12 protein-coding genes and 1 pseudogene are annotated in these 12,471 nt (G+C 74.0%); 3 read left to right on the forward strand and 10 right to left on the reverse strand.

Annotation, left to right across the window (positions count from 1 at the left end):
• Nucleotides 1–261: 261 nt before the first annotated feature.
• The 5 genes from ACIBTU_RS31465 to ACIBTU_RS31485 all read right to left on the reverse strand — a co-directional run bounded on the left by ACIBTU_RS31465 (nucleotide 262) and on the right by ACIBTU_RS31485 (nucleotide 5,095).
• Entirely contained in the window at nucleotides 262–1,017 is a 756-nt protein-coding gene (locus ACIBTU_RS31465; RefSeq protein WP_399130037.1) for a hypothetical protein, read from the reverse strand.
• A gap of 43 nt (nucleotides 1,018–1,060) precedes the next feature.
• The gene (gene recN / locus ACIBTU_RS31470) at nucleotides 1,061–2,785 is read right to left on the reverse strand and encodes a DNA repair protein RecN (protein ID WP_399130053.1); all 1,725 of its coding nucleotides are present in this window, start codon (nucleotides 2,783–2,785) and stop codon (nucleotides 1,061–1,063) included.
• 300 nt (nucleotides 2,786–3,085) lie between these two features.
• Nucleotides 3,086–3,991 (reverse strand): NAD kinase, encoded by a 906-nt coding sequence (locus ACIBTU_RS31475; protein ID WP_399130038.1) that lies wholly within the window; start codon nucleotides 3,989–3,991, stop codon nucleotides 3,086–3,088.
• The gene (locus ACIBTU_RS31480; protein ID WP_399130039.1) at nucleotides 3,988–4,803 is read right to left on the reverse strand and encodes a TlyA family RNA methyltransferase; all 816 of its coding nucleotides are present in this window, start codon (nucleotides 4,801–4,803) and stop codon (nucleotides 3,988–3,990) included. The genes ACIBTU_RS31475 and ACIBTU_RS31480 overlap by 4 nt, the downstream gene beginning before the upstream one ends.
• 7 nt (nucleotides 4,804–4,810) lie before the next feature.
• A complete protein-coding gene (locus ACIBTU_RS31485; RefSeq protein ID WP_399130040.1) occupies nucleotides 4,811–5,095 on the reverse strand; it encodes a hypothetical protein in 285 nt (94 codons plus the stop codon).
• Nucleotides 5,096–5,137: 42 nt separating this feature from the next.
• Here ACIBTU_RS31485 and ACIBTU_RS31490 point away from each other — a divergent pair, with 42 nt between their 5' ends.
• Nucleotides 5,138–5,485, forward strand: coding sequence for an SCP2 sterol-binding domain-containing protein (locus ACIBTU_RS31490; protein ID WP_399130041.1), 348 nt, complete (start codon nucleotides 5,138–5,140; stop codon nucleotides 5,483–5,485).
• Here ACIBTU_RS31490 and ACIBTU_RS31495 read toward each other — a convergent pair.
• The 4 genes from ACIBTU_RS31495 to ACIBTU_RS31510 are packed head-to-tail and all read right to left on the reverse strand — an operon-like array spanning nucleotide 5,469 to nucleotide 9,553.
• Nucleotides 5,469–6,341: an ABC transporter ATP-binding protein gene (locus ACIBTU_RS31495; protein WP_399130042.1), complete on the reverse strand. Its 873-nt coding sequence runs from the start codon at nucleotides 6,339–6,341 to the stop codon at nucleotides 5,469–5,471. The two genes, ACIBTU_RS31490 and ACIBTU_RS31495, sit on opposite strands and share 17 nt — an antisense overlap.
• Nucleotides 6,338–7,396, reverse strand: coding sequence for a FecCD family ABC transporter permease (locus ACIBTU_RS31500; RefSeq protein WP_399130043.1), 1,059 nt, complete (start codon nucleotides 7,394–7,396; stop codon nucleotides 6,338–6,340). Before ACIBTU_RS31500 ends, ACIBTU_RS31495 begins: the two co-directional genes overlap by 4 nt.
• Nucleotides 7,393–8,448: a FecCD family ABC transporter permease gene (locus tag ACIBTU_RS31505; protein ID WP_399130044.1), complete on the reverse strand. Its 1,056-nt coding sequence runs from the start codon at nucleotides 8,446–8,448 to the stop codon at nucleotides 7,393–7,395. Before ACIBTU_RS31505 ends, ACIBTU_RS31500 begins: the two co-directional genes overlap by 4 nt.
• A 49-nt stretch (nucleotides 8,449–8,497) precedes the next feature.
• On the reverse strand, nucleotides 8,498–9,553 hold the full coding sequence (locus tag ACIBTU_RS31510) for an HAD hydrolase-like protein (protein WP_399130045.1): 1,056 nt from the start codon (nucleotides 9,551–9,553) through the stop codon (nucleotides 8,498–8,500).
• Nucleotides 9,554–9,625: 72 nt separating this feature from the next.
• Between ACIBTU_RS31510 and ACIBTU_RS31515 the strand changes: the two genes are divergently transcribed.
• Nucleotides 9,626–10,927 (forward strand): DUF1015 family protein, encoded by a 1,302-nt coding sequence (locus ACIBTU_RS31515; protein WP_399130046.1) that lies wholly within the window; start codon nucleotides 9,626–9,628, stop codon nucleotides 10,925–10,927.
• Between the two features lie 104 nt (nucleotides 10,928–11,031).
• On the opposite strand, the gene ACIBTU_RS31520 is transcribed toward ACIBTU_RS31515, so the two are convergent.
• A complete protein-coding gene (locus ACIBTU_RS31520; protein ID WP_399130054.1) occupies nucleotides 11,032–11,841 on the reverse strand; it encodes a hypothetical protein in 810 nt (269 codons plus the stop codon).
• On the opposite strand from ACIBTU_RS31520, the pseudogene ACIBTU_RS31525 reads away from it, so the two are divergent.
• Nucleotides 11,812–12,471, forward strand: a pseudogene (locus ACIBTU_RS31525) (hypothetical protein); the annotation flags it as partial. The gene ACIBTU_RS31520 and the pseudogene ACIBTU_RS31525 overlap by 30 nt on opposite strands.

A 12,471-nucleotide genomic window follows, 5' to 3' on the forward strand; every position in this document is an offset into this window, starting at 1 on the left:
CGGTTCGGGTCGGGCAGGTTCGGGTCGGGCAGGTTCGGGTCGGGCAGGTTCGGGTCGGATCGGTTCGGGTCGATTCTTCTCGGTCCGGGGGCGGCCTGGGGCCCGCTCGGGACGGTTCGGTCGGGGTGCGCGCGCCGGGAAAGGCCGGGGCTCGGGCCCAAGGATGCCAGTCCGTACGGACGGTGCGGCACGGGTCACGGTCCCCTACCGCGAGGACGTGGGCAACACGGCGCACCGGACCACCCGCACGGGTGAGCCGGCCTACCGGGCCGTGTCCCGTACGAAGGCGCTGACCCGGTCCCCGTAGGCGGCCGCGGCGACGAGTGCGGCGGCGTGCGCGGCGAGTCCGGCCCGGCCGTTGCCCGCGACGACGGCGACGCCGAGCGCGGCGCCGAGCGCGTGGGCGCCGCTGTCGCCGAGCATGCCGCGTTCGGCGAGGTCCTCGGGGAGCACGGCCGCCGCGGCGCCCATCGGCACGGCGGCGAAGGGTCCGCGCGGCAGCCCGGGGGCGCCGAGCGCGAGCGCCGCCAGGGCCGCGCGTCCGGGGCGTACGTCGACGAGGTTGAGGAGGTGCGCGGTGCCGGCGACGACGACTCCGGCGAGCACCCGGTCCACGGCCCGCTCCTTGAGGAGGGCTCCCGCGACCAGTCCGGCGCCCGAGATCCCGAACAACTTGACGGCGCCGCTGGTGAGTTCACCGTCCCGGAGCGCGCCGAGGTGGGCCCGGAACCCGCGCCGCGGGTCGTCCGCCCCCGCCACGTCGTCGTAGCCCCCGCAGGCACCGGCCGCGAGGACGGCGACGAGCGCGGCGGCGCGGGTGCCGGGCGGACCGGCGAGGACACCGGCGGCGATCCCCGCGGTGGTGGCGGGGCCCGCGCACAGGTCGACGGTGCGGCCCGCGTGGTTCTTCCGCTCCAGGGCGGCGCCCGCGCGGGTGCGGCGCAGGGCGGTGGTCGCGGCGCGGGTGACGCCCGCGGCGACGGCGGCGGCCCGCAGACTCCGGGTGAGCTCGGTCATCCGGTCACCCTAGGGCCTGCGGTCCCCGCCGCCGCGCCGAGGCTCAGGCGTCGGCCCGGGCCGCTTCGAGGAGTTCCTCGGCGTGGGCGCGGGCCGTCTGGGAGTCCTCCTGGCCGGCGAGCATCCGCGACAACTCCCGTACGCGGTCCTCCCCTTCGAGGACGGTGACGCCGGACCGGGTCACCGATCCGTCGTTCGTCTTCTCCACGAGGAGCTGCCGGTCGGCGAACGCGGCGACCTGCGGCAGGTGCGTGACCACGACGACCTGGGCGGTCCGGGCGAGCTTGGCGAGCCGGCGGCCGATCTCGACGGCCGCCTTGCCGCCGACCCCCGCGTCGACCTCGTCGAAGAGGTACGTGGGCACGGGGTCGGTGCCCGCGAAGACGACCTCGACCGCGAGCATCACGCGGGACAGCTCACCGCCGGACGCGCCCTTGGCGATGGGCCGGGGCGGGGCCCCGGGGTGCGGGGCGAGCAGCAGCTCGACCTCGTCGACGCCGGTGGGCCCGCACACGACGTTCCGCCCGTCGACCTCGACGCCGTCGGGGCCTTCGGTGTCGGTCTGCCGGATGTCGAAGGAGACCCGGGCGTGCGGCATCGCGAGCGAGGCCAGTTCCTCGGTGACGGCGTCCGCGAACCGGGACGCGGCCTCGGCGCGGGCCCGGGTCAGCTCCTGGGCCAGCTCGCCGAGCTCACCGCGCAGCGAGGCGCGTTCGGCGGTGAGCTCGTCGATGCGCTCGTCGTCCCCGTCGAGTTCGAGCAGCCGGGCGGAGCTCGACTCGGACCATGCGAGGACGCCGGCGACGTCCTCGCCGTACTTGCGGGTCAGCTGGGTGAGCGCGGCGCGGCGCTCCTCGACGGCGGCGAGGCGCAGCGGGTCGGCGTCCAGGTCGTCGGCGTACCCGGCGAGTTCGGCGGCGACGTCGGTGAGCAGGATCTGCACCTCGCCGATCCGCTCGGCGAGCGCGCCGAGCGCCGGGTCGTGGGCGCGGACGGCCTCCAGGGCCCGGTGCGCGGCGCCGACCAGGGTCTGCGCGTCGACTCCCTCGGGGTCCTCCGGGTTGCCGGCCAGCGCGGCGTGCGCGGTCGCGGCGGCGGAGGCGAGCCCTTCGGCGTGGCCGAGCCGGGAGGCCTCCTCGGCGAGCTCGACGTCCTCGCCGGCGCGCGGTTCCACGGCGGCGATCTCGTCGAGCCCGAAGCGCAGCAGATCGGCCTCCTGGGCCCGCTCGCGGGCGCGGGTGGTGATCTCGTCGAGCTCGGCGCTGACCTTCTTGAGCCGCTTGTAGACGCCGCGGTACCGGCCGAGCGGCGCCGTGACGGCGTCCCCGGCGTACCGGTCGAGCGCCTGGCGCTGCCGCCCGAGCTTGAGCAGTCCCTGCTGGTCCGTCTGGCCGTGCACCGCGACGAGTTCGTCGGCGAGTTCGCCGAGCACGCCCACCGGGACGGACCGCCCGCCCAGGTGCGCCCGCGAGCGTCCCTCCGCCGAGACGGTCCGGCTGAGCAGCAGCACCCCGTCGTCGAGCTCGGCCCCGGCCTCCTCGGCGCGGGCCAGCGCGGCCGAACCGGCGGGGACGGCTACGCGCCCCTCCACCACCGCGTTCTTCGCACCGATCCGCACGAGCGCCGGGTCGGCGCGGCCGCCGAGCAGCAGCCCGAGGCTCGTGACGACCATGGTCTTGCCCGCTCCGGTCTCACCCGTGACCGCGGTGAATCCGGGCGACAGCTCCACCACCGCGTCGTCGATGACTCCCAGCGACCGTATCCGCATCTCCTCCAACACGGACACGACCTTACGAGGTCGGGGGCCACCTGTGCGACGGGCCCTCGCTCACGGGCCCGAACCAGCAGGTGGCGCGGGGCCTCTGTCACCCGTGCGAGTGCCCGCGCGCGGCGGCCGGTGGTGGGGCCGGGGTGGTGGGGCTGTCCCCCGGCCCCGCCGTCGGAGCCGCACCATGGCGCCGCCCCGGCCCCGCGGCCCACGCTGGTCCCATGATCGGTACGAGACTGGCGCACGCCGCCCTGGCGGGCGATCGACGTGGTGCGGGGCTGACCCGGCGCCGGGCGGGCCCTAGTGAGGCGCCCCGCGCCAGCCCGCCACCGGCAGCGCGAACTTGGCGACGAGCCGGTCCGTGAACACGGCGTGATGCAGCCGCGCGAGCCGCACCGGCACGGCTCCGCGCCGCACCTCGACCCGGGCGCCCGCGGGCAGTTCTACGGTCCGCCGTCCGTCGCACCACAGCACCCCGTGCGGCGTGTGCTGCTGCACCTCGACCGCGAGCACCGAGTCCGGCGAGGTGATCAGCGGCTTGGCGAACAGGGCGTGCGCGCTGATCGGCACCATGAGCAGCGCCTCGACCTCGGGCCACACCACGGGCCCGCCCGCCGAGAACGCGTACGCGGTCGAACCGGTCGGGGTCGCGCACACGATGCCGTCGCAGCCGAACCCGGTCACCGGCCGGCCGTCGATCTCGAGGACGACCTCGAGCATCCGCTCGGGCTCGATCTTCTGGACGGCGGCCTCGTTGAGCGCCCAGTCCCGGTGGACGACGTCCCCGTTGCGGTGCACGGCGACGTCGATCGTCATGCGCTCCTCGACCTCGTACTCCCGGGTGACGACCCGGTCGACGACCTTGTCGAGGTCGTCGCGCTCGGCCTCGGCGAGGAAGCCGACGCGCCCCAGGTTCACCCCGAGCATCGGCACCCCGGAGGCCCGCGCGAACTCGGCGCCGCGCAGCAGCGTCCCGTCACCGCCGAGGACGATGAGCAGCTCGCACGCGTCGAGGCAGGACGGTGTGGCCTCCTTCACCAGCTCCACCTCGGGCGGCAGCGGCAGATCGGCCGCCTCCGCCTCCAGGACTCGTACGCCGAGGCCGCTGCGCAGCAGCCCCTGCACCACGAGTTCCGCACTGCGGATGGCCGCGGGCCGTCCGGTGTGGGCGAGCAGGAAAACAGTACGAGCTCGGGTCTGTGTCAACGAGGCCCCTCCGCCACTGCGCGATCGACGTCGGCCGGGTCCAGTTCGGGCGCCCCGGCACGCAGCCACAGAAAGTACTCGACGTTCCCGGACGGGCCGGGCAGGGGGCTCGCAGTCACGCCACGCACGCCGAGCCCCAGCTTCCAGGCCTGACCGGCGACGCCCTTCACAGCGTCGGCGCGCAGCTCCGTGCTGCGCACGACGCCGCCGCTGCCGAGCCGCTCCTTGCCCACCTCGAACTGCGGCTTGACCATGAGCACGAGGTCGGCGTCCGGCGCGGCGCAGCGCGCGAGCGCGGGCAGCACGAGGCCGAGCGGGATGAAGGACAGGTCGCCGACGACGAGGTCCACGGGGACGTCGTCGAGGGTCTCCAGAGTCAACTCGCGTACGTTCGTGCGGTCCTTGATGGTGACGCGCTCGTCGCTCTGCAGCGACCAGGCGAGCTGCCCGTACCCGACGTCGACGGCGACGACATGGGCGGCGCCGGCGCGCAGCAGCACGTCGGTGAAGCCGCCGGTGGACGCGCCCGCGTCCAGCGCCCGGCGTCCCTCGACGACGAGCCCCTGCGGGACGAACGCGGCGAACGCGCCCGCGAGCTTGTGCCCGCCGCGCGAGACGTACTCGGGGTCGCCGTCGTCCTGGGCGACGACGATCGCGGCGGCCGTCTCCACCTGGGTCGCGGGCTTGGTCGCGACGGTCTTGCCGACGCTGACCCGCCCCGCGGCGATCAGCTGGCTGGCGTGCTCGCGCGAGCGGGCCAGCTTGCGGCGGACGAGTTCGGCGTCGAGGCGGCGACGTGCCACACCTGCCACGGTCGGTTCAGCTCCTGTTGTCGTGCGGGGAGGGTACGGGGCGTGCGTCGAGCGCGGTGAGCGCCGAGCGCAGGCCCTGGTGTACATCCTCGTACACCTCGGCGTGCCCGTCGGCCGCGAGGTGGTCCACGTCGGCGAGCCGGTCCAGCTGGGCGTCCACCTCGGCGTGCCCGGTCGGGGTGCGCCCGATGCCGAGCGGGGCGGGGGCCGCGGGGTCGTACGACGGCTCCGGTCCGGGGGCCGGCGCTTCGGCCGCGGCTGCGGCGGGGGCTTCGGCGGGGGTCTCGCTCATGCCCCGACGCTACCGCGAAGCCCCGGTGTACCGTCGATCGCGATGGCCACGATCGAGGAGTGCCGCGCCGCACTCGAAAAGCTCTCCGAGAGCATGACGCGCGCCGACGGCGACGTGCGGGCGGCCGCCGCGCTCGACCGCTCGCTGAGCTGCCGCATCACCGACCTGGATGTGACGTTTTCCGGCCGACTCCAGGACGGCCGGATCGTGGTGCTCGACACCCGTCCGGGACCGCCCGCCGAGAAGGCGCAGATCCGCCTCGCGATGGCGGGTGACGACCTGGTGGCGATGGTGGACGGCGAGCTGAACTTCGCGAAGGCCTGGGCCTCCGGCCGGGTCCGCCTCGAGGCCTCGTTCCGCGATCTGCTGCGGCTCAGGACGCTGCTGTAGCCACCTGAGCGGACGGCTTGCGAGCCTTGCGGGCTGCGGGCACCACCAGCGGAGTACCGGTCTCCGGATCGTCGATGACCTGGCACTTCATCCCGAAGAGCCGTTCCACGAGCTCAGCCGTGACGATCTCCTTCGGCGGCCCCTCGGCGATGACCTCGCCCTCGCGCAGGGCGATGAGGTGCGTCGCGTACCGGGCAGCGTGGTTGAGGTCGTGCAGGACGGCGACGAGCGTGCGGCCCCGCTCCTCGTGCAGTTCGGCGCACAGGTCGAGGACGTCGATCTGGTGCTGGATGTCGAGGTAGGTGGTCGGCTCGTCGAGGAGCAGCAGCGGGGTCTGCTGGGCGAGCGCCATGGCGATCCACACGCGCTGACGCTGGCCGCCGGAGAGCTCGTCGACGTACCGGTCGGCGAGCTCGGCGACGCCGGTGGACTCCATGGACTCGAGGACGACCCGCTCGTCCTCCGGCGACCACTGGCGCAGCAGGCCCTGGTGCGGGTAGCGGCCGCGGGCGACGAGGTCGCCGACGGTGATGCCGTCGGGCGCGACGGACGACTGCGGGAGCAGCCCGAGCGTCCTGGCGACCTTCTTGACGGGCATCGACTGGATGACCTCGCCGTCGAGCAGCACCCGGCCGGCGCTCGGCTTCAGCATCCGGGACAGGGCGCGCAGCAGGGTGGACTTGCCGCAGGCGTTGGGGCCGACGATCACCGTGAAGGAGTGGTCGGGTATCTCGACGGACAGCTGCTCGGCGATGACCCGCTGGTCGTATCCGAGGGTCACGGCGTCGGCGGACAGCCTGTTCACAGGGGTGCTCCTTCGATTCGTACGGGGGCCGCGCGCGGTCGCGTCGCTCATATCCGGCCCGCCTTGCGCTCGGTGACCAGCAGCCACAGCAGATAGCCGCCGCCCACGACGCCGGTGACGACGCCGACGGGCAGCTGGTCGGCGCCGAACGCCCGCTGCGAGGCCAGGTCGGCGACGATCAGCAGGGTCGCGCCGAGCCAGGTCGCGGCCATCAGGTTGGGTCCGGGCGAGCGGGTCAGCCGGCGGGCGATCTGCGGGGCGGTGAGCGCCACGAAGACGACGGGCCCCGCGGCGGCGGTGGCGGCAGCGGTGAGAAAGACGGCGGCGACGAGCAGGATCAGCCGGGTCCGCTCGACGCGGATGCCCAGCGCGCCGGCCGCGTCGTCGCCCATCTCCAGCATCCGCAGCGGCCGCGCGTACACGGCGACGAACGGCACGAGGACGGCGAACAGCGCGAGCAGCGGCCAGACCTGCGCCCAGTCGCGCCCGTTGAGCGAGCCCGTCATCCACACGGTGGCGCGGGCCGCGTCGACGAAGTCGGCCTTGGTGAGCAGATAGCCGTTGACGGCGGTGACGAACGCGGAGACGCCGATGCCGACGAGCACGAGCCGGTACCCGTGCACGCCCCGCTTCCACGCCAGTACGTAGATGGCGGCGCCGGTGACGAGTCCGCCGACCAGGGCGCCGAACGCGACCTGTGTCGCGCTCCCGCCGAAGACGACGATCATCACGAGGGCGCCGGCGGTCGATCCCTGTCCGAGCCCGAGCACGTCGGGGCTGCCCAGCGGGTTGCGCGAGACGGACTGGAAGAGCGCGCCGGAGAGCCCGAGCGCGCCGCCGACCAGCAGGGCGACCAGGACCCGCGGCAGCCGCAGGTCGTTGATGATGAACTCCTGCCCCGGGTCGCCCCGACCGGCCAGGGTGCGCAGCACGTCGGCGGCCGGGATCGCGAAGTCGCCGGTGCCGATGAGCACGACGCCCGCGGCGAGCGCGGCCACCACGAGCAGCACCACGACGACCGCCGGCCGCAGGCCGAGCCGGACGGAGAGCCCGCCCGGGGTCCGTATCGCCCGTGTCCCGGGACGCTTCGCTTCTGTCGCCTTCACAGCTGGGCCAACTTCCGGCGTCGTACGAGGAGGATGAACACCGGCGCGCCGAGCACGGCGGTGACGATGCCGACCTGGAGCTCGGCGGGGCGCGCGACGATCCGGCCGACGACGTCGGCGCCGAGCAGCAGCACCGGTGAGAGGAGCGCCGCGTAGGGCAGGATCCAGCGCATGTCGGGGCCGGTGAACGAGCGCACGATGTGCGGCACCATCAGGCCGACGAAGACGATGGGCCCGCAGGCGGCGGTGGCGGCCCCGCACAGCAGGGTCGCGGCGCCCATGCTCAGCGCGCGGGTGCGGCCGAGGCGGGCGCCGAGCGCGCGGGCGGTGTCGTCGCCCATGGCCATGGCGTTGAGCGGTCGGGCCAGGGCGAGCGCGACGACGATGCCGACGACGATGAACGGCAGGACCTGGCGGACGGTGCCCATGGTGGCGGTGGCCAGCGAGCCGACCTGCCAGAACCGCATCCGGTTGAGCGCCATGTCGTCGCTGATCATCACGGCGTAGAGATAGCCGGAGAGCGCGGCGGTGACGGCGGTACCGGCGAGGGCGAGCCGTACGGGCGTCGCGTTGCGGGTCCCGCCGAGGACGTAGACGAGGGCACCGACGGCCGCAGCCCCCACGAAGGCGAACCAGACGTAGCCGCTCAGCGAGGTCACGCCGAAAAAGCTGATGGCGGTGACGACGGCGGCGGACGCGCCCATGTTGATGCCGAGGATGCCGGGGTCGGCGAGCGGGTTGCGGGTCAGCGCCTGCAGCACCGCTCCGGCGAGCCCGAGCGCGGCCCCGGCGAGCAGCCCGAGCAGCGTGCGCGAGATCCGCTCCCCGACGACGACATCGGCGTACCGCCCGGTGTCCTGGAACAGCCCGTGCCAGACCTGCTCGACCGAGAGCGGCTTGGCCCCGATCGCGATACTCGCCACCAGCACGGCAGCCAGCACGACCAGGGACACGAGCAGCCCGGCCGAACGGATCGCGGTACGGCGCCCTGGGCGCGGCGGCGCAGGGGCAGCGGCCCCCGCACGACTTCCTGAAGGACTGTCAACCAACACGGAAGTTAGGTTAGCCTACCCTGCTATCCGGAGGTGCACAGCCCGGCCGTCACCCCATCCCGACCCGGGCCAACGCCTTCTCCGAGTCCAACCCGCACTCCCCGTCCCCACCCGCAGTCCACGCCGCCCCGCACAGCGCCCTCAACCCGTCGATCGCCGAGCCCTCCCCGCGAACCTCCAACTCCCCGTCCCCCGCCACCGCGGTCCACCCGCCACAAGAGAACCCGTCCTCCGACGCGACGACCTCCGGCTGCCCGGTCAGCATCCCCCGCAGATCCACGTCCACATACGTAGGCCGGTGCCGGGGCGCCGCGGCGAGCAACTGCGCCCCGTCCGTCACCCCGGTGAGCACCAGCAACGAATCCACACCCCCGTTGAACGCCCCCTCGATGTCCGTGTCGAGCCGGTCCCCCACCACGAGCGGCGTCCGCGCCCCCGTCCGCAGAACCGTCTCCCGGTGCATCGGCGGCAATGGCTTCCCCGCGACCTGCGGCTCCGCCCCCGTCGCGATCCGGACGACCTCGACCGCCGCCCCGTTCCCCGGCGCGATCCCCCGCGCGCTGGGAATCGTCAGGTCCGTGTTCGACGCGAACCACGGCACCCCGCGCGCGATCGCGTAACAGGCCTCGGCGAACCGCCCCCAGGCCAACTCCGGCCCCCCGTACCCCTGCACGACCGCCGCCGGATCCTCGTCCGCCGAGTCGACCGGCACGAGCCCCCGCTCGCGCAGCGCGACCCGCAGCCCCTCCCCGCCGATCACGAGGACCCGCGAACCGGCCGGCACCTGCTCACCGATGAGCCGCGCCACCGCCTGCGCGGACGTGATCACATCGTCCGCCCCGGTCGGGATCCCGAGCTCGGTCAGATGCTCGGCGACCGCGCCCGGCGTACGCAGCGCGTTGTTCGTCACGTACGCCAGCGCCATCCCCCCGGACCGCGCCACCGCCAGCGACTCCACCGCGTGCGCGATCGCCTGGCCCCCCGCGTACACCACCCCGTCGAGATCGAGCAGCGCCGTGTCGTACGCCTCGCTCAACGCCCGCGCACTGCCCGCGGGCCGCCCCCGGAAAACGCCCTCGGCCACCCCGCTCGCACTCTGGCTCATCCCGTATCGCTCCTCGCTCGAACTCACTCCCCCGATCATCCCCCACGCCTCTGACACTCGTACGATGCACGGATGAACACTGCAGGTGACGGCGGCCTCGACCTGATCCCCTTCCGCGGAGTGCGGTACGTCCCGGAACGGGTCGGCAGTCTCGCCGCCGTGACCTCACCGCCGTACGACGTCGTGGTCCGCCCCGACGGCCTGCTCCACCTGGAGAGCGCGGACCCGCACAACATCGTCCGCCTGATCCTGCCGCAGGCCGGCCCCGCGGCCGCCCCGCAGTCCCGCAACGACCAGGCGGCCGCCACCCTGCGCCGCTGGCTCGCCGAGGGCATCCTCGCCCTCGACGCCGAACCGGCCCTCTACGTCTACGAGCAGCGCGGCGGCGACCTCCTCCAGCGCGGCCTGATCGGCGCCCTGCGCCTGTCCGAGCCGTCGGAGGGTGTCGTCCTGCCGCACGAGGACGTCATGCCGCACGTCGTCGAGGAGCGCGCGGGCCTGATGCGCACCGCCGCCGCGAACCTCGAGCCGCTGCTCCTGACCTACCGCGGAAACGGCCGGGCGACCGGCGCGACGGCCGTCATCGAGCGCACCGTCCAGAGCGCCCCGCTCCTGGCCACCACCACCGAGGACGGCTTCGCGCACCGCCTCTGGGCGATCACCGACCCGGCCGAACAGCAGCGGATCCAAGCCGATCTCGCCGCCCACCAGGCCCTGATCGCCGACGGCCACCACCGCTGGGCGACCTATCTCCGGCTGCGCTCCGAGCACTCCGGCCCCACCCCGTGGGACTACGGGCTGGTCCTCCTCGTCGACACGGCCCGCTACCCGCTGCGCGTCCGCGCCATCCACCGCCTCCTGAACCGGCTCCCGCTCGACGAGGCCCTGGCGGCGGCCCGCGCCCACTTCCGCGTCCGCGAGATCCCGGGCCCCCTCGCGCACGCGATGGACGAGCTGGCGGAGGCGGCCTCGGCAGGCAACGCGTTCCTGCTCGCCGGCGGCTCCGAGGACACGGACACGTACCACCTGCTCGACCTCCCGGACCCCGCGCTCCTGGACCGCACGGTCCCGGCGAACCGCCCGCAGGCCTGGCGCACCCTGGACGCGACCGTGCTCCACTCGACGCTCCTCAACCACGTCTGGCACATCCGCGAGGACTCCCCCGCCGAGATCTCGTACATCCACGACACGGCGGCGACCGTCGCCAAGGCACGCCGCGACGGCGGCACGGCCGTCCTCATGCACCCCGTCCGCGAGGAAGTCGTCCGGGAGCTGGCCCGGCAGGGCGTCACGATGCCCCGCAAGTCGACGTCCTTCGGCCCGAAGCCGGCCACGGGCCTGGTCCTGCGCACCCTGACCGACCTCACCGACTGAACCCGGCTTGAATCCGGCCTGAATCCGGCCTGAAACAACGAACGGGCGGGCCCCCCGAAGGGAACCCGCCCGCCAAGGCCGAGGCCTTACCTGCTTCGCCTTACCTACTTCGCGTCACGGTCGTCCTCGTCGTCAGCGCTGTCGTCGCTGTCGCCGTCCTCACCGTCTTCGCCGCGTGCGCTGTCGTCGTCCGCACGCGCCGGCTCCGGCGCCTCGGCACCGTTGTCCTCGCTGTCGTCGAACGCGTCCACGAAGTCGACACCGTCCATCTCGGCCAGCCGGTCGGAGGCGTCCGTGCTGCCGTCCTTGTCGGCCTCGACGGCCTTGGCGAACCACTCGCGGGCCTCGCCCTCACGCCCGACGGCCAGCAGCGCGTCGGCGTACGCGTAGCGCAGCCGCGCGGTCCACGGCTGTACGGAGTTCGAGGCCAGCTCGGGGCTCTGCAGCGTCACGATGGCCGCGTCCAGCTGCCCCATGTCACGGCGCGCACCGGCCGCCACGAGCCGCATCTCGACCTGACCGGCCTTGTCGAGCTTCTGCACCTCGGGCGCACCGGCCATGTCGAGCGCCTTCTCGGGCCGCCCGAGCCCACGCTCGCAGTCGGCCATGACGGGCCACAGCTCGATGTTGCCGGTCATCCGACGCGCGGCACGGAACTCGGCGAGCGCCTCGCTGTACTTCTGGTTCGCGTACGCGGCGAAACCGGCGGCCTCACGGACGGCGGCGACACGCGAGGCGAGCCGCAGCGCGACCTTGGCGTACCCGTAGGCACCCTCGGGGTCCTCGTCGATGAGCCGGGCGACCATCACCAGGTTCTTGGCGACGTCCTCCGCGAGCCCCTTCGGCAGGGACTGGAGCTCCTGCTGCACGTCCTTGTCGATCTCGTGCCCGGTGACGTCCTCGGGGATCGGCAGCCGCTTGATCGGCTCCCGGTCGCGGTCCCGCTCGTCACGGAACCGACCGCCGCCGCCACCACGCCGGTCGTCCCGACGGTCGTCGCGCCGGTCGTCACGCCCACGGAAACCACCGGGACGCCCGCCCCGGTCGTCCCGACGCGGCCCACGCCCACGGTCGTCGTCACGCCCACGGAAACCACCACGGTCCCCGTACGACGGACGGTCATCGCGGCGATCGTCACGCCGGTCATCGCGACGGAACGCCGGACGGTCACGGTCACCGTCACGACGCGGCCCACGATCCCGATCCCGGTCACGGTCCCCGTACGAACGCGGCGCCCGGTCGTCCCGACGATCGCGGAACCCGCCACCGGCGCCACCACCACGGTTGTCGTCCCGCCCACGGAAACCACCACGGTCCCCGTACGACGGACGGTCATCGCGGCGATCGTCACGCCGGTCGTCCCGACGGTCATCACGGCGGAACGCCGGACGGTCCCCGTCACGACGCGGCCCACGATCCCGGTCACGGTCCCCGTAGGACGGCCGGTCGTCGCGACGCCCACGGAACCCACCGCCGGCGCCACCACCACGGTTGTCATCACGCCCACGGAAACCACCACGGTCCCCGTACGACGGACGGTCATC

The organism is Streptomyces sp. NPDC050145 (genome assembly GCF_044460245.1).
Classification (GTDB): domain Bacteria; phylum Actinomycetota; class Actinomycetes; order Streptomycetales; family Streptomycetaceae; genus Streptomyces.

Coding starts and splice junctions, on each gene's coding strand:
- ACIBTU_RS31490 (WP_399130041.1), top strand. CDS start 5,138: ATGGCCACGATCGAGGAGTGCCGCGCCGCACTCGAAAAGCTCTCCGAG.
- recN (WP_399130053.1), bottom strand. CDS start 2,785: ATGCGGATACGGTCGCTGGGAGTCATCGACGACGCGGTGGTGGAGCTG.
- ACIBTU_RS31465 (WP_399130037.1), bottom strand. CDS start 1,017: ATGACCGAGCTCACCCGGAGTCTGCGGGCCGCCGCCGTCGCCGCGGGC.
- ACIBTU_RS31495 (WP_399130042.1), bottom strand. CDS start 6,341: ATGAGCGACGCGACCGCGCGCGGCCCCCGTACGAATCGAAGGAGCACC.
- ACIBTU_RS31515 (WP_399130046.1), top strand. CDS start 9,626: ATGAACACTGCAGGTGACGGCGGCCTCGACCTGATCCCCTTCCGCGGA.
- ACIBTU_RS31510 (WP_399130045.1), bottom strand. CDS start 9,553: ATGAGCCAGAGTGCGAGCGGGGTGGCCGAGGGCGTTTTCCGGGGGCGG.
- ACIBTU_RS31485 (WP_399130040.1), bottom strand. CDS start 5,095: ATGAGCGAGACCCCCGCCGAAGCCCCCGCCGCAGCCGCGGCCGAAGCG.